17 protein-coding genes are annotated in these 15322 nt (G+C 59.5%); 11 read left to right on the forward strand and 6 right to left on the reverse strand.

Annotated elements, in window-relative coordinates; all coding sequences use genetic code 11:
- The first annotated feature begins 47 nt into the window (after positions 1-47).
- A complete protein-coding gene (locus tag BM079_RS14430) occupies positions 48-800 on the forward strand; it encodes a sugar phosphate isomerase/epimerase family protein (RefSeq protein WP_090135441.1) in 753 nt (250 codons plus the stop codon).
- 51 nt (positions 801-851) lie between these two features.
- Complete coding sequence (locus BM079_RS14435; protein WP_090135444.1) at positions 852-1841, forward strand: 2-hydroxyacid dehydrogenase; 990 nt, start codon at positions 852-854, stop codon at positions 1839-1841.
- Between the two features lie 139 nt (positions 1842-1980).
- Here BM079_RS14435 and BM079_RS14440 read toward each other — a convergent pair whose 3' ends face one another.
- The 3 genes from BM079_RS14440 to BM079_RS14450 form a co-directional block, all read right to left on the reverse strand.
- Complete coding sequence (locus BM079_RS14440; protein WP_090135446.1) at positions 1981-2292, reverse strand: GIY-YIG nuclease family protein; 312 nt, start codon at positions 2290-2292, stop codon at positions 1981-1983.
- Complete coding sequence (gene rpe, locus BM079_RS14445; RefSeq protein WP_090135448.1) at positions 2276-2971, reverse strand: ribulose-phosphate 3-epimerase; 696 nt, start codon at positions 2969-2971, stop codon at positions 2276-2278. Before rpe ends, BM079_RS14440 begins: the two co-directional genes overlap by 17 nt.
- Before the next feature lie 144 nt (positions 2972-3115).
- Positions 3116-3292, reverse strand: a complete 177-nt coding sequence (locus BM079_RS14450) for a hypothetical protein (RefSeq protein WP_090135449.1) — start codon at positions 3290-3292, stop codon at positions 3116-3118.
- Positions 3293-3484: 192 nt separating this feature from the next.
- On the opposite strand from BM079_RS14450, the gene ggt reads away from it, so the two are divergent.
- The 5 genes from ggt to BM079_RS14475 all read left to right on the forward strand — a co-directional run bounded on the left by ggt (position 3485) and on the right by BM079_RS14475 (position 9121).
- A complete protein-coding gene (gene ggt, locus BM079_RS14455) occupies positions 3485-5203 on the forward strand; it encodes a gamma-glutamyltransferase (protein ID WP_090135451.1) in 1719 nt (572 codons plus the stop codon).
- Between the two features lie 178 nt (positions 5204-5381).
- Positions 5382-6401: a thiosulfate ABC transporter substrate-binding protein CysP gene (gene cysP / locus BM079_RS14460; RefSeq protein WP_090135453.1), complete on the forward strand. Its 1020-nt coding sequence runs from the start codon at positions 5382-5384 to the stop codon at positions 6399-6401.
- The gene (gene cysT / locus BM079_RS14465) at positions 6401-7237 is read left to right on the forward strand and encodes a sulfate ABC transporter permease subunit CysT (RefSeq protein ID WP_090135456.1); all 837 of its coding nucleotides are present in this window, start codon (positions 6401-6403) and stop codon (positions 7235-7237) included. Before cysP ends, cysT begins: the two co-directional genes overlap by 1 nt.
- A 1-nt stretch (position 7238) precedes the next feature.
- Positions 7239-8066, forward strand: coding sequence for a sulfate ABC transporter permease subunit CysW (cysW, locus tag BM079_RS14470; RefSeq protein ID WP_090135458.1), 828 nt, complete (start codon positions 7239-7241; stop codon positions 8064-8066).
- Entirely contained in the window at positions 8063-9121 is a 1059-nt protein-coding gene (locus BM079_RS14475) for a sulfate/molybdate ABC transporter ATP-binding protein (RefSeq protein ID WP_090135461.1), read from the forward strand. The genes cysW and BM079_RS14475 overlap by 4 nt, the downstream gene beginning before the upstream one ends.
- A 68-nt stretch (positions 9122-9189) precedes the next feature.
- Here BM079_RS14475 and BM079_RS14480 read toward each other — a convergent pair whose 3' ends face one another.
- The 3 genes from BM079_RS14480 to BM079_RS14490 form a co-directional block, all read right to left on the reverse strand.
- On the reverse strand, positions 9190-9867 hold the full coding sequence (locus BM079_RS14480) for a class I SAM-dependent methyltransferase (protein WP_090135463.1): 678 nt from the start codon (positions 9865-9867) through the stop codon (positions 9190-9192).
- 2 nt (positions 9868-9869) lie between these two features.
- Positions 9870-10481: a TIGR04211 family SH3 domain-containing protein gene (locus BM079_RS14485; RefSeq protein WP_090135465.1), complete on the reverse strand. Its 612-nt coding sequence runs from the start codon at positions 10479-10481 to the stop codon at positions 9870-9872.
- A 200-nt stretch (positions 10482-10681) separates the two neighbouring features.
- Positions 10682-11008: a DUF1820 family protein gene (locus BM079_RS14490; RefSeq protein ID WP_090135467.1), complete on the reverse strand. Its 327-nt coding sequence runs from the start codon at positions 11006-11008 to the stop codon at positions 10682-10684.
- Between the two features lie 329 nt (positions 11009-11337).
- Here BM079_RS14490 and miaB point away from each other — a divergent pair, with 329 nt between their 5' ends.
- The 4 genes from miaB to BM079_RS14510 all read left to right on the forward strand — a co-directional run bounded on the left by miaB (position 11338) and on the right by BM079_RS14510 (position 15279).
- Entirely contained in the window at positions 11338-12687 is a 1350-nt protein-coding gene (gene miaB, locus BM079_RS14495) for a tRNA (N6-isopentenyl adenosine(37)-C2)-methylthiotransferase MiaB (protein WP_090135469.1), read from the forward strand.
- 176 nt (positions 12688-12863) lie between these two features.
- Positions 12864-13865 (forward strand): PhoH family protein, encoded by a 1002-nt coding sequence (locus BM079_RS14500; RefSeq protein ID WP_090135471.1) that lies wholly within the window; start codon positions 12864-12866, stop codon positions 13863-13865.
- Positions 13862-14389, forward strand: a complete 528-nt coding sequence (ybeY, locus tag BM079_RS14505; protein WP_090135473.1) for an rRNA maturation RNase YbeY — start codon at positions 13862-13864, stop codon at positions 14387-14389. Before BM079_RS14500 ends, ybeY begins: the two co-directional genes overlap by 4 nt.
- Positions 14386-15279, forward strand: a complete 894-nt coding sequence (locus BM079_RS14510; RefSeq protein ID WP_090135475.1) for an HlyC/CorC family transporter — start codon at positions 14386-14388, stop codon at positions 15277-15279. Before ybeY ends, BM079_RS14510 begins: the two co-directional genes overlap by 4 nt.
- Positions 15280-15322 lie beyond the last annotated feature (43 nt).

The following is a 15322-nucleotide window of genomic DNA, read 5'->3' on the forward strand; positions in this document are numbered from 1 at the left end:
ATGCCCTCCGGAGCCGCTTCTACATCAGGTTATACAGGGAGTCTGCCATGGGGCCGGTAATGATCTGCACTTCTGCCTTTGGCGCTGACCGGGTCAGACAACTGGGTCAGGCCGGTGTTCTGGAACACATCAAGGACGCCGGCGCGCAGGGCGTTGAAATTCGCGAAGAGCTGCTGAGCGAGCAGGATTTGCCTCTGGATCAGCTGCGAGCGGCGATCGAGCAGGCCGGTCTGATCTGTGTCCTGTCCGCCGCTACGGCGCTTTTTGATGATAACAGCCGACTGAACGGGGAAGAGATGGATCAGTCGCTGGCGCGCGCCGAGGCACTGGATGCGCAGTGGATCAAGTTCGGACTCGGCCAGCTGTGCGCCGAGTGCATCGATGACGGTGCCGCAGCGATCAATTCCCGACTGGGTGAACATACCCTGCCGATACTCATCGAAAACGATCAGACCTCCTGCGGTGGTGACCCGCTGATTCACGCCGCCCTGCATCGCGCGCTGGATGCTCCACTGATCGGCACAACCCTGGATCTGGGTAACGGCTACTGGACGGATCATGACCTCTCGCAGGCGGCTCGCCGGCTGGGACCAAACGTCCGCTACGTGCACTGCAAGGCCGTCAGCCGTGACCATGACACCCCGCGGGCCTGCCCGCCCAATGACGCCGCTCACGCGCACTGGGCCGAGCTCTGGCACCATTTCCCGACTGACGTTCCGCGGGCCATCGAGTTTCCGCTGGACCATGACAATATCAGCGCCACCGCGCGCCATGTCGAGCAGCTCAAGGCGCTGGCATAGCGATAGAGCACTCCTTTTTCACTGACACCACACACCGGAACCGGAGAACGCATGTCCTCTAAAAAAACCGTCATTGTCTACCAGCGCGCCCTGAAGCCCGATCTACGCGAAAAGCTGGAGCGCGAATATCACGTTCTGGATTTTTCACAGACCCCGAACCTCACCCAGGACAGCGAGTTCCAGAAGGCGCTGGAACAGGCGCATGCCCTGATCGGCTCCAGCGTCACGCTCTCCCCCGAGCTGCTGGATCAGGCCCCCAATCTTGAAGTGATCTCGAGCATTTCAGTGGGCGTGGACAATTACGACATCGACTATCTCAGCAAGCGCGGCATCGTGCTTTGCCACACGCCGAATGTGCTGACCGAAACCACCGCCGATACCGCCTTTTTATTGATTCTGGCCAGCGCCCGGCGCGCCGTTGAAATGGCAGAGATGGTGAAACAGGGAGAGTGGACCGGCGGTATTGCCGAGCCCCACTTTGGCGTGGATGTCCAGGGCAAGAAGCTCGGCATTATCGGTATGGGCCGTATCGGGGCGGCGATTGCCCGCCGTGGCAAGTTCGGCTTCAACATGGAGGTGAGCTATCACAATCGTTCACGGCATGAAGATTTCGAGCGTGAGCTGGGCGCCGACTGGCAGGAGCTCGACGACCTGCTGCGCGATTCGGACTTTGTCTGTGTGACCGTGCCGCTGTCTAATGCCACACGCCACATGTTCGGCAAGCGCGAGTTCGAGCTGATGGGCGAAGACACGATTTTCATCAACATTGCCCGCGGCGGTGTGGTCGACGAGCCGGCCATGATCGAGGCGCTGAAAAACGGCACCATTCGCGCCGCCGGCCTCGATGTGTTTGATGTCGAGCCTCTGCCCGCCGACTCGCCACTGGCCCACATGGACAATGTGGTGGCCCTGCCCCATATTGGCTCGGCCACGCATGAAACCCGCTATGCCATGGCCGAGCTGGCCGTGGATAACGCTCTCGCGGCCCTCAAGGGCGACAAACCCAAGGCCCCTTATAACTGGGACGCCCTCAAGCGTTGAGTTTCCTGGAAAAGCTTTTGACGACGCGGCCGTCATAAAAATCGCCGGCCTTGTGGCCGGCGATTTTTTGACTGAAAGACCTCACCGGAGGATGTGTAACGCCACATCCCATCCGGCAAACATTGACATGAAAATTAGATTATTCGACCGGAAGGCAGCCGGTTTCAATAATGGCCAGTCGCTGGAGGCGCGAAAGCTTCTTGATGCGTCGCTCAAGACGCAGTGCCCTGCCCTTGTCACCCACAGGACAGGCAAACCGCAACTGCAGCGGCCCCTTGCCGCGCAGCGATCTGGCGCAGCGTGCTCCGCTGCGCTGATGCTCATCAAAACGGCGTGCCACATCCGTGGTCACGCCGGTATAGAGATGCCCCAGCCGATTCTCGATGATGTAGAGCGACCACAGCTCGGTCGCCGGAGCATCCTCACTGTGTCGATCAGCCTGACAGCCCATCCAGCGGCTCCCTGAAGGCACGCATGATCGAGTCGTAGCGGTTCGGGTCCTGCTCATTGCGTTTGGCAAAGATGGAAGATCCCGACACAAAGGTATCGGCGCCAGCCGTAGCGATCTCGCCAATATTGTCGGCATTGATACCGCCATCCACTTCAAGACGGATGGGCTTGCCGGTGGCATCAATCATGGCACGCGCCAGGCGCAGCTTGTCCATCATGGCAGGAATGAAGGACTGCCCGCCAAAGCCCGGATTGACCGTCATTACCAGCAGCATCGACAGCTTGTCCAGCACATGATCAAGCGTTGAAAGCGGGGTCGCCGGATTGAGCGCAAGCCCTGCAGTGGCACCGCCATCAATGATCAGCTGTAGCGAGCGATCGATGTGCAGGCTGGCTTCGGGATGAAAGGTAATATGGTTGGCACCGGCATCCAGAAAGGCGCGGATCAGATCATCGACCGGGGACACCATCAGATGGACATCGATTTCGGCGGTCACACCATAATTGCGCAGGGCGTGACAGACGGCCGGCCCGAAGCTCAGGTTGGGAACATAGTGATTATCCATGACATCGAAATGCACCATGTCGGCGCCACTGGCCAGTACGTCGTCCACTTCCTGTCCCAGACGCGCAAAATCTGCCGACAGAATGGACGGCGCAATCCTGAAGGGTTGTTGCACTGTAAACACCTCATCAAACCGGTTTGATATCCATCAGCCTATACCGCGATCATACAGGGTAACAGGGTTGCGCCGACCGAGCGTCAAACCGCGATACAAAAAAGGGCCGCCCCGGCGGCGGCCCCTGATCAAAACGCTTGAAAATCAGTTTTCACACTCGTAGCGCTTGACCGCATCAAGTGCCTCCTGCTCGGTTTCATATTCACTGAGCAGAGTGTCCTTGTCAGGATTGACGCCGCGAACTTCATAGACTGTCTTGCCGCCGCCCTTGTCGACCTTTTTGACACAGGCAGTACGGGGTGTGGGCGTTTGATCAGGCATGGCAATAACCTCCTTGTAAATATACAGGCTTCACTATAGCGCATGCCCGCCGGGAGGCGAGCGACCCGCCAATATCCAGAAGCGACCCTGCCTTTGCACACCGTTCAGGTAGCCTGTTCCGGCAAAACCGCATTAAATGGACCTGATGGCATGACACCCACTACACGACACCAATAAACAAGGGAAAATCAAATGCCGCGAAAAAAACGAATCACGCTGACCTGCCTGCTGGTCACGCTGATATCGCCACTGGCAGCTGCCCAGCCGCCCATCATTGAAGGTGAACGCTTTCATGCCGAGCCCGGGCAGCACGCTATGGTCGTCACCAGTCATGAGCTGGCCAGTCGCGTGGGCCGTGACATCCTGCGCGAAGGCGGCAATGCCGTGGACGCCGCCGTGGCCATCGGGTTTGCCCTGGCCGTGGTCCAGCCGCGCTCCGGCAATATCGGCGGCGGCGGCTTCATGGTGATCTCCGATGAAAAAAGCGGTGATGTCACCTCGATCGACTATCGCGAAACCGCCCCCGCTGGCGCCTTCAAGACCATGTTCCAGGATGACGAGGGCAACGTGATCGAAAAAGCCTCACGCTATTCGGCCAATGCCTCCGGCGTGCCCGGCACGGTCGCCGGTATGGCGATGGCACTTGATCGCTATGGTGCCATGTCGCTGGACCGGGTCATGGCGCCGGCCATTCGGCTGGCCCGCGACGGCTTTGCCATTCCACAGCGCTTTGCCGATGGCCTCAATGAAAGCCGAGAGCAGCTGGAAAAAAACGACGGTACACGCCGGTTGTTCTACAAGGGCGATGGCAGCGACTGGCACGCGGGCGAGGTCTTCAAACAGCCCGAACTGGCGGCCACACTGACCCGCATAGCCCGGAATGGCCCGCGCGAATTCTATGAAGGCGAAACGGCCGGACACCTGATCGATACCATCAGGGCTCATGAGGGCATCATGACCCTGGAGGATCTGAAGAACTACCGGGCTGTCGAGCGCGCGCCTATTCATGGCACCTACCGGGATTATGATATCTATGCGATGGCGCCGCCCTCTTCCGGCGGCATTCACATCGTGCAGATTCTCAACATGCTGGAAAACGATGACCTGACCAGCATGGGGTTCGGCTCGGCGGCCACCATGCATCTGATGAGCGAGGCGATGCGTCGCGCTTACGCCGACCGCTCGAAGTATCTGGGTGACCCCGCATTTTTCGATGTGCCGGCCAGGGCGCTGACGTCAAAGGACTACGCCCGGACACTGCGCGCGCAGATTTCTCCTGACCGGGCAACACCCTCCGACAGTATCGGCCCGGGCAATCTCACGCCCCATGAATCCAACGAGACCACGCACTATTCGGTCGCCGATGATTCGGGACTGGCCGTGGCCAATACCTATACGCTCAACTTCAGCTACGGCTCCGGCATTGCCGTGGATGGGGCAGGCTTTCTACTCAACAACGAGATGGACGACTTCTCGGCCAAGCCCGGCGTACCCAACGCCTACGGTCTGGTCGGTGGTGAGGCCAACGCCGTGGCGCCCGGCAAGCGCATGCTCTCCTCCATGACGCCGACCATTGTTAAACACAACGGTAAAAACTTTCTGGTCACCGGCAGTCCGGGCGGCTCCCGCATCATCACGACGACGCTTGGCGTCATCACCAATGTGATCGATCACGGCATGAACGTGCAGTCGGCCGTCAGCGCGCCGCGCTTTCACGATCAGTGGCTGCCCGATGAACTTCGCATCGAGGATGGTTTCAGCCCGGACACCCTGCATCTGCTGGAAGGCATGGGCCATCATGTGATTCAGCAATCGGCCATGGGTGCCAGCCAGTCGATCCTGATCAATGATGACGGCTTTCAGGGTGGTGCCGACCCGCGCCGGGAAACTTCCTCGGCCATGGGACTTTGACCCTTCCGGCAGAAGAGCATGACCTCTTCTGCCGGCGTAACCCTGGCTCAGGGTTAAAGAACAAAATGGCATAAACGGACAGATTGTCATTCCCTCAGGTTTTGTTTAGCCTCTGCTCAATGCCGGAATTACCGGCTTTCGATAATAATTCCGTCGATCAAATGCCGGGGAACCCACCATGTCCTTACGTTCGACCCTTTTACGCCGCATTGTCGCTACCGCTGCCCTGGGCATGGCACTTGGCAGTGCGCCGGCTTTCAGTGCCGACCGCGAACTGCTCAATGCCTCCTACGATGTCGCACGCGAGCTCTTTGCCGAGCTCAACCCACAGTTCATCGAGCAGTGGCAGGCCGAGCACGGTGAAACGGTCAGCGTCAAGCAGACCCATGCCGGCTCCTCGACCCAGGCCCGCGCCATTCTTCAGGGACTGCGTGCTGATGTCGTGACCTTCAACCAGGTCAGCGATGTCAACGTGCTGGCCGAAAAAGGACAGCTGATTCCCGAGGACTGGCAGTCGCGTCTACCCAACTACAGCTCGCCCTACTACTCGACCATGGCCTTTCTGGTTAGAAAGGGAAACCCGAAGAATATCCACGGCTGGGCGGATCTGGCCGGTGACGACGTCGCGCTGGTATTCCCCAACCCAAAGACGTCCGGCAATGGACGCTATACCTATCTGGCAGCCTGGGCAGCCAGCAATCACGACAACGGCGATGACGAAGCCGCCACCCGGGATTACATGAAAAAGCTTCTGGCCAATGTCGAGGTGTTTGATACCGGCGGGCGCGGTGCCACTACCACCTTTGCCGAGCGCGGTATCGGCGACGTGCTGATCACATTTGAATCGGAAGCCAACAACATCCGCAACCAGTACGGGCCGGACGACTACGAGGTCGTGGTACCGCCAGTGGATATCATGGCCGACTTTCCGGTCACCTGGGTGGACAAGAACGTCGAGCGCAACGGTACCGAGGATCTCGCGAAGGGCTATCTGGAATACCTGTACTCGCCCGAAGCACAGCGCACGCTGGCCCGATACTACTACCGCGTCAACGATGACGACATCAGCGAAGAGTTCGCCGACCGTTTCCCGCAGACCACGCTGCTGAGAGTCGAGGACGCCTTTGGGAGCTGGGACGATGTGATGCAGACGCATTTCGCCAGCGGCGGTGAACTCGACCAGCTGCAGCGCCGTTAATGCGCGCCCGTCCTGCCCGGGTCCTGCCGGGATTTTCGCTGTCGCTGGGCGTGACCCTGCTGTTCGTGTCGCTGATCCTGCTGCTACCGATGACCAGTCTCATCGGCCAGCTGTCGAGCCTGTCGTGGTCACAATACTGGGCCGCGATTACCGATCCGCGCCTGATCGCAAGCTATCGGGTCACGATCGGAGCTGCACTGGCCGCATCACTGTTCAATGCCCTGTTCGGGCTTTTAATGGCCTGGGTGCTGGCACGCTATACGTTTCCCGGCAAGCGCATTCTTGATGCGCTGATGGATTTACCCTTCGCCCTGCCCACGGCGGTGGCCGGCATTACGCTGGCCACCCTGTACTCGCGTAACGGCGCCGTGGGCAGCCTGCTCGAACCGCTGGGCATCGAGGTCGCCTACACCTGGCTGGGTATTGCGCTGGCCATGGCCTTTACCAGCGTGCCCTTCGTGGTACGCACGGTGCAGCCGGTGCTCGAGGATCTACCCGCGCAGGCCGATGAAGCTGCACTAACGCTGGGTGCCAGCAACATTTACGCCTTTCGCCGGGTCATCCTGCCGCATATCTGGCCAGCCGTAGTGACCGGGACCGGGCTCTCCTTTGCCCGATCGCTGGGCGAGTTCGGCGCGGTCATCTTTATTGCCGGCAACATGCCCTATCGCACCGAGGTGGTCTCCCTGATGATGGCCACACGCCTTGAGGAGTACGACTACGCCGGCGCTGCGGCCATTGCCTCGCTGGTGATGCTGGTGTCGCTGCTGCTGCTGCTGGCCATCAATCTCTGGCAGGGACGTTTTTATCGTCGCCTGCACGGCGGGAGGCACTGACATGAAACGCATTGGTGATGGCGCTGCCACGCGCGCGGGCCTGATCGGGCTTGCCGTGATATTAACGACGCTGTTTCTGGTCATCCCCCTTGCCGGTATTTTCTATCAGGCGCTGGTCGAGGGCATGGCTCCGTTCTGGCAGAACCTGACCAGCGCCTTTACGGCAGAAGCCATCGGCCTGACGCTGCTGATCGCGCTGATGACCGTACCGATCAATCTGCTCTTCGGCATTTTTCTGGCCTGGCTGGTCACCCGCTTTACCTTTCCCGGCCGGCGTCTGTTGCAAACACTGATCGATATTCCCTTTGCGGTATCGCCGGTCGTGGCGGGCCTGCTTTATCTACTGCTGTACGGGCGTACCGGCTGGCTGGGAAGCATTTTGTCAGAGCATGACATACAGCTGATGTTTGCCTGGCCCGGCATGGTACTGGTGACCGTCTTTGTCACCTGCCCCTTCGTGGCGCGCGAGCTGATCCCACTGATGCAGGCACAGGGCAGCGCAGAGGAAGAAGCCGGTGTGACACTGGGTGCCGGCGGCTGGACGCTTTTTCGCCGCATCACTCTGCCCAACATACGCTGGGCGCTGGTCTACGGCGTGATCCTGACCAATGCCCGCGCCATCGGCGAGTTTGGCGCCGTCTCGGTGGTCTCGGGCAGCATTCGCGGCGAGACCATCAACCTACCGCTGCAGGTGGAGCTTTTGTATCAGGATTACAACACGGTGGGGGCCTTTACCAGCGCTGCGCTACTGGCGGCACTGGCTATCGTGACCCTGGTCATCAAGGCCGTGCTTGAATGGCATACCCATCGTCGGGAGAAAACAGCATGAGTATTACCGTAAGCGATGTCTCCAGACGCTTTGGGAGCACCACAGCCCTGCAGCCGCTGTCGCTTGAGATCAAAAATGGCGAGATGGTCGGGCTTCTGGGGCCATCGGGCTCTGGCAAGACCACGCTGCTGCGCATCATCGCGGGCCTTGAAATGCCCGACAGCGGCTCGATCCATTTCGGCGAGCGCGATGTGACCCATGTTCACGTGCGAAAGCGCCGGGTCGGGTTCGTCTTTCAGCACTACGCGCTCTTTCGCCACATGAGTGTGTTTGAAAACGTGGCCTTTGGCCTGCGAGCACGGCCCGCCGGCGAACGGCCTTCCAACGCCGAGATTCGTGATCGGGTACAGCACCTGCTTGAACGCGTTCGACTGGACACTCTGGCCAAACGCCTGCCGGCACAGCTTTCGGGCGGCCAGCAACAGCGGGTCGCCCTGGCGCGCGCACTGGCAGTCGAGCCCGAAGTGCTGCTGCTGGATGAGCCTTTCGGCGCACTGGATGCCAGGGTTCGGCTGGAATTGCGTCGCTGGCTCAGACACCTGCACGAGGAATTCAATTTCACCAGTGTCTTCGTGACCCATGACCAGGAGGAAGCGCTCGAGCTGTCCGATCGGGTGGTGGTCATGAGCAACGGCAAGATCGAGCAGATCGACACGCCGCAGTCGCTCTATCGCGCCCCGGCCAACCGGTTTGTCTTCTCGTTTCTGGGCGAAACCAATCGCTTTGGCGGCGAGTATCACAATGGGCGGTTACAGCAGGGGGAGGCCTGGATCGCGCTGGAGACTTCGGACAGCGCTGCCGATGAGGTCTTGCTGCGGCCCCACGAGCTGATGCTGACCACCGCACCGGACGCACGCGCGCATTTGCCAGTGACGGTAGATGCTGTCTCACCCGTGGGCAGTGACGTGCGGGTCGAACTGACGGCAGAGTGGATGGACACGCCCTGGCTTGCCAGCATCACCCACCACGACTTTGATCGTCTGCAGCCCCAACGCGGCAGCGATTTCTATTTGATCCCTTCGCGCTATCACCGCTTCGCGCCCGATTCTGCCTGAACGCCAGCGCCGGGTGACAGGTCCTGTGAGCCCGCCACCCGGCGCTCGGAAGTGGATGATGCCCCCCCTCAGGAAGACAGCGGCACTCTACGACGAAGACGCCAGGCAATGTCGGTCATGCCGCGTTCGTCGAGCTGTTCACCCAGTCGATCCAGCTCGAAGTTGGGCGCAAAAAGCGCTCGCACTTCATCATCGGTGACCACATAGGGCGGCCCCTGATCGCGGCGCTCAGTGCGCACGACCGAGATCAAAAGGCCTTCCACGCCGGGCCGACACAGCTCGGCCAGTTTGAGCGCATAGCGCTGACGGGCTGCTTCAGGCAGTGCAATCAGCGCGGCGCGATCGTAAAAGGCATCGATGTCATCGCTCAGCCCGGCGTCCAGGTGAAAGAAGTTGCCCACATCAAGCGTGACAGCGGCCCGTTCGGCCTGACCCGGGCTGTCAAAGCGCTTGAAGTTCGAGCGCGTTCGAGCGGCAGGCACAACCTCTCCCTGAGCCTCGAACCAGTCCCTGACCGCCTTTTCCACCAGCTCGACACCCAAAACCGGGTGCCCCTGGCGAGAAAGCCAGCCGATATCGCCGCTTTTGCCGCAAAGAGGCAGCAGTGCCCGGGCGTTCGGGGCCAGCGACAGGGCTGACCAGTAGCGTGCCAGCATGGGCTGGACACCGTCGCTGTGAAAGCCGATGCGCCCGTCCCGCCAGCGTTCAAACCACTCCCCGCAGCCCCGCTCCGAAGATGACGACATGATCAGAACCAGCGATCACGCTTTTTACGACGCCGGGGCAGGTGCGGCACCAGCAGGCCGAGTATCAGGCCACCCCCGGCCACGCTGCCGCCATAAACAAAATAGCGCATCAACAGATCCTCGCGCTCGGTATCCAGCCTTGCCTGATACTCGCGCATTTTCGATTGCGCCTGAGTAAGCTGAGCATTGAGGTCATCATTGCTGGTCTGGAGTTCGTTGACGCGTGACTGGCTGCTCTGCAGCGAGCTTTTCATGTCAGCGACTCGCTGGTTCCACTCGTCATCGATGCCTTCCAGGCGCTGCGTCAGGGTCTGCACCCGCGCCTGCAGGTCAGGCACCTTCTCCTGCACGCTCTCCTGCGCCTGAAGGTCATCGCTGGGAATCCAGACGGTATCACCGCCTTCGGTGCGAATGCGGCTGTAGTCGCCCTGGGACTCAAGCAGTGTGACGCGCTGGCCGGCATCCACGGTACCCACGATGCGATAGCTGTCGGTGGGGCCACTTCTGACATAGGTCGATAGTGAATCACTGACCCAGCGGGCTTCTTCAGCGTGGGCGGTGCTGATACCGACACCCAACAGGAGACCGACGCAGAGTTTTCCGATTGTTTTCATGGTGAAGTCACTGGTTCGTCAAAAAATTATAGTCACATCATGATGCCCGGGCCGGGCGTAACGATTGTTCGATGCCTTTGGTCGCCGCTCATCCACAGTTTCTGTGGATAACCTGCGGGACAACCTGATCACATGAGCCACAAAGCGCCCGACTGACAGGCCATGACACCATTTTGTTCAAAAAATATTCAGCTCTGGCGTTACTCTTCCCGAGGCGGCCAGTGCATGGCGCCCGGAAAGGCGGTGACATTTCCTTCCGCCTTGACCGCTCTTGGTGTGCCCTCGCGCTCGACTTCATCAATACGCACGATGGCATTCATGGGCAGATAGCTGCGCGAAACGCCCTCGAAGGTGCGACGCAGCTTTTCAGCGCTCGGGTCGACCACCACCTTCGTGTCATCACCAAAGACCACGCCCTCGATTTCGATAAAGCCCCAGAGCTCGCTCTGGAAGATGTCACGGGCGTAGAGCTCCCAGAGCTCACCCTGCTGCAGGAAACTGATTCTATAGAGGGGTCTTGCCGCCATGTACGCTCAATCCTCACTGTATTGCGCCAGACCGATGTCGATTGCAGCACGAAGGGCCGCCACAAGCGCGGGAGTCTATCACAGGCTTTTGCGCCGATGGCGAGCGTCACGGGCATGCACACGTGTTGAAACACAAACACTTCTTTTGACTACACACGCGCATGCTGGCCTGTGCCGATGCCCTTGCGTATAATTTCGCCATCCCATGATCGCTACGCGACGATTCAATATCCTTCTCTCGATGATATGGCGAACGAACGGCCCTTTTTGTGCTGTCATCGCCGACGCATCGTCAGACACCCATTTTCCTGTTTATGTACCCAAGGCCCATGACGAAGAAACTCTTCATCAAGACCCACGGCTGCCAGATGAACGAGTACGACTCGGCTCGCATGGCCGACCTGCTGGGCGAATCCCATCAGCTCGAACTGACGGACAACGAAAACGAGGCCGATGTCATCCTGCTCAACACCTGCTCGATTCGTGAGAAGGCGCAGGAGAAGGTCTTTCATCAGCTCGGGCGGTGGAAAAAGCTCAAGGCCGCCAACCCGGATCTGGTGATCGGCGTTGGTGGCTGTGTGGCAAGTCAGGAAGGCGACAACATTCAAAAGCGCGCGCCGCATGTCGACATGGTGTTCGGCCCGCAGACCCTGCACCGCCTGCCGGACATGATGGATAACCGCAACGACAGCGGTAATCTGATTTCGGTGGTGGATGTCACCTTCCCCGAAATCGAAAAGTTCGACCGCCTGCCGGCACCCAACTCCGATGGCGCCTCGTCGTTCGTGTCGATCATGGAAGGTTGCTCGAAGTACTGCAGTTTCTGCGTGGTGCCCTATACCCGCGGCGAAGAGATTTCCCGCCCGTTCGAGGACGTTCTTGACGAGGTCGTGCACCTGGCCGATCAGGGAGTGCGAGAAATCAACCTGCTGGGGCAGAACGTCAACGCCTATCGCGGCATCGATGACAGCGGCGAGGAGATCGATCTGGCTGAAATGATCGCTGCCGTGGCCGCTGTAGACGGGATTGATCGTATCCGCTTCACCACCTCGCATCCGGTGGAGTTTTCCGAAAGCCTGATCGAGGCCTTCGGCGAGATTCCGGAGCTGGTCAGCCATCTCCACCTGCCGGTGCAGTCAGGCTCCGATACGATTCTCAAGGCGATGAAGCGCGGCCACGGTCGTGAAGAGTACATTGCCAAGATGGAGCGCATCCGCGAAAAGCGCCCGGACATCAGCTTCTCCTCGGATTTCATCATCGGCTTTCCCGGCGAAACCGAGCAGGACTTTCTGGACACGATGGATCTGATCGAGCGCATCGGCTTTGATCACTCCTTTTCGTTTGTCTATTCCAGACGTCCCGGGACACCGGCCTCCGACCTTCCCGATAACACGCCGGAACTGGTCAAGAAACAGCGCCTGAAGATCCTGCAGGATCACATTACGCAGAATGCGATGCAGATCTCGCGTCGTATGGTGGGCACGACCCAGCGCATTCTGGTCACGGGCTTTTCACCCAAGGACCCCGGCGAGCTGTCCGGACGTACCGAAAACAACCGTGTGGTCAACTTCAAGGCCGCCAACCCGATCAACATGATTGGCTATTTCGTTGATGTTGAAATCGTGGAGGCTTTCCCCAACTCCTTACGGGGTGAGCTGATCTCCGACAAAAGGCACTGATTGACCGGACACACAATCGATATCATGTCGGATGTTTGCATGCCGAAACGGCGCGCCTTCGTGACATTTCTGCCGCGAGGGCGCCTCTTTGCTTTTGATCGATCAATTGGTGTTATTGTTTCCATACCCAATCAGAGCCAGGCTGCCTTTCAACGACGCAACGACCGGACCCAACATTGACCCAGAAAACTGCCAACGCGCACCGTATTCTTCAGCTGTCGCTGGAACCCAACGACCCCATGCGGCTGGCCAATCTCAGCGGTCAGCAGGATGAGCACCTCCATCTGATCGAGCAGCGCCTCGAAGTCACGGTTCGCAATCGTGGCAACGAGTTTCAGCTGGCCGGCAATGCGGCGCGCGTCAAGGCGGCCGCCAACGTACTGGAACATCTCTACCGCGAGACCCAGACGCAGACCCTGTCGCCGGAAACGGTGCACCTTTATCTGCAGGAGTCGGGCCTTGAGTCGATCGCCGAGGATGAAGAGGACGACCTGCCGCGTGAAGGCGTCATCCTGCGCACACCCAAGGCTGTCATCAAACCGCGCGGTCAGAATCAGCAACAGTATGTCGAGCGCGTCAGAAACCACGACATCAACTTCGGCATCGGACCTGCCGGTACCGGCAAGACCTATCTGGCCGTCGCTGCCGCCGTCGAGGCGCTCAACCAGCAGGACGTTCGCCGTATCCTGCTGGTGCGTCCGGCCGTCGAAGCCGGCGAAAAGCTGGGCTTTCTGCCGGGGGATCTGGCCCAGAAGATCGATCCCTATCTGCGCCCGCTCTACGACGCGCTCTACGAGATGCTGGGCTTTGAACAGGTCAACAAGCTGATCGAAAAACAGGTCATCGAGATTGCACCGCTGGCCTATATGCGCGGTCGAACGCTCAACAATGCCTTTGTCATTCTCGACGAGAGCCAGAACACCACGCGCGAGCAGATGAAGATGTTTTTGACGCGTATCGGCTTTGGATCCACGGCCGTCATCACCGGTGACATCACTCAGGTCGACCTGCCCCGCGGCACGAACTCGGGCCTGATTCATGTGCTCAATGTTCTCAAGGACATCGACGGCATCAGCATGACCCGCTTTGCCTCCAAGGATGTGGTTCGCCATCCTCTGGTCGCACGCATCATTGATGCCTATGAAGCGCATGAATCCGAAGAGGATCGCCACTCATGAGCGATGCGGTCTGCATTGACCGTCAGGTGGCCGTCGACTTTGAAGCTCTCCCCGAGAAGCCGGCGCTCGAGCGCTGGCTTCTGGCCACGCTGAAACATTTTCCGGGCGAATCGCGTCGCGAGATGACGGTGCGCTTTACCAGCGAAGAGGAAAGCCAGAGTCTCAATCACGACTACCGAGGACGTGACAGCTCGACCAACGTGCTCTCCTTCCCCTTTGAGGCGCCGCCGGGCGTGCCCCTCCCCCTGCTGGGCGATCTGGTGATCAGCCCTCATGTGGTCGCCCGTGAAGCTCTGGAGCAGCACAAGCGCCTTGAAGATCACTTCGCCCACATGATCGTGCATGGTACGCTGCATTTACTGGGCCTTGATCACATCGACGATGATGACGCCGAGGCCATGGAACAGCTCGAGCGAGACATCCTGTCCACGCTGGGTATTGCCGATCCCTATGCTGTCGCTTTCGATGACGTTGAAGCGCAGGACAGCCATCAGGTATCCGAGGAGAAGAGAACCGACGCATGAGCGATGACCGACCGGCAAGTCAGCCAACCCGATCCTGGCTTGACAGAATAATCGGCGCTTTTTCCGGCGATAACGAAGAACCCAGCAGTCGCGATGAGCTGATCAGCTTTCTCAAGGAAGCCTCCACGCGACTGAGCCTTGATCAGGATGGCGTGACCATCATCGAAGGGGCCTTCGATATCAGCACCATGCAGGCTCGTGAAGCCATGGTGCCCCGCTCCCAGATCGTGGCCATCCAGGCCGATCACTCTCCCGATCAATGCCTGCCCATCATTCGCGAGACCGCCCATTCCCGCTATCCGGTCATCGACGACAATCTTGATGAAGTCGTCGGTGTACTGCTGGTCAAGGACATGCTGCCGCTGATTCTTCAGGACAGCGAAGAGCGCCAGCGTTTCAGACTGCGTGAGGTGTTGAGACCCGCCCTGTTCATTCCGGAATCCAAGCGGCTCAACAATCTGCTGCGCGAGTTTCGCGATACTCGCAACCATATGGCCGTTGTCGTTGATGAGTACGGCGGTACCGCCGGCATCATTACCATCGAGGATATTCTCGAGCAGATCGTGGGTGACATCGAGGATGAGCACGATATCGATGAGGAAGACGATATCCGTGACCTTGGCAACGGTACCTATGCCGTCAAGGCCCTGACCCCCATCGATGATTTCAACGATCGCTTCGAGAGCAGCTTCTCCGACGAAGAGTTCGATACTGTCGGCGGCCTGGTCATGCAGCGCTTCGGCCATCTGCCGGCACGCAACGAGTCCACCGAAATCGATCACTGGCGCTTTACGGTCATGAATGCAGACAGCCGTCGCATTCGCTGGCTGCAGGCTGCCCGCATTGATGCCGGAAATGTCGTCGACGACACCTCCCACTCCGATCATTGAGCAGAGACGCCGGTCGGCCTGATCACGGGCCAGGCTTGTGAAC

Source organism: Kushneria avicenniae (assembly GCF_900112585.1).
GTDB lineage: Bacteria > Pseudomonadota > Gammaproteobacteria > Pseudomonadales > Halomonadaceae > Kushneria > Kushneria avicenniae.

Excerpts from the sequence above, each read along its gene's own strand:
- BM079_RS14475 (WP_090135461.1), top strand. The coding sequence starts at position 8,063 with ATGAGTATTACCGTAAGCGATGTCTCCAGACGCTTTGGGAGCACCACA.
- cysT (WP_090135456.1), top strand. The coding sequence starts at position 6,401 with ATGCGCGCCCGTCCTGCCCGGGTCCTGCCGGGATTTTCGCTGTCGCTG.
- miaB (WP_090135469.1), top strand. The coding sequence starts at position 11,338 with ATGACGAAGAAACTCTTCATCAAGACCCACGGCTGCCAGATGAACGAG.
- BM079_RS14440 (WP_090135446.1), bottom strand. The coding sequence starts at position 2,292 with ATGGGCTGTCAGGCTGATCGACACAGTGAGGATGCTCCGGCGACCGAG.
- cysP (WP_090135453.1), top strand. The coding sequence starts at position 5,382 with ATGTCCTTACGTTCGACCCTTTTACGCCGCATTGTCGCTACCGCTGCC.
- BM079_RS14450 (WP_090135449.1), bottom strand. The coding sequence starts at position 3,292 with ATGCCTGATCAAACGCCCACACCCCGTACTGCCTGTGTCAAAAAGGTC.
- BM079_RS14430 (WP_090135441.1), top strand. The coding sequence starts at position 48 with ATGGGGCCGGTAATGATCTGCACTTCTGCCTTTGGCGCTGACCGGGTC.
- BM079_RS14510 (WP_090135475.1), top strand. The coding sequence starts at position 14,386 with ATGAGCGATGACCGACCGGCAAGTCAGCCAACCCGATCCTGGCTTGAC.
- BM079_RS14435 (WP_090135444.1), top strand. The coding sequence starts at position 852 with ATGTCCTCTAAAAAAACCGTCATTGTCTACCAGCGCGCCCTGAAGCCC.
- ggt (WP_090135451.1), top strand. The coding sequence starts at position 3,485 with ATGCCGCGAAAAAAACGAATCACGCTGACCTGCCTGCTGGTCACGCTG.
- ybeY (WP_090135473.1), top strand. The coding sequence starts at position 13,862 with ATGAGCGATGCGGTCTGCATTGACCGTCAGGTGGCCGTCGACTTTGAA.
- BM079_RS14485 (WP_090135465.1), bottom strand. The coding sequence starts at position 10,481 with ATGAAAACAATCGGAAAACTCTGCGTCGGTCTCCTGTTGGGTGTCGGT.
- BM079_RS14490 (WP_090135467.1), bottom strand. The coding sequence starts at position 11,008 with ATGGCGGCAAGACCCCTCTATAGAATCAGTTTCCTGCAGCAGGGTGAG.
- BM079_RS14480 (WP_090135463.1), bottom strand. The coding sequence starts at position 9,867 with ATGTCGTCATCTTCGGAGCGGGGCTGCGGGGAGTGGTTTGAACGCTGG.
- cysW (WP_090135458.1), top strand. The coding sequence starts at position 7,239 with ATGAAACGCATTGGTGATGGCGCTGCCACGCGCGCGGGCCTGATCGGG.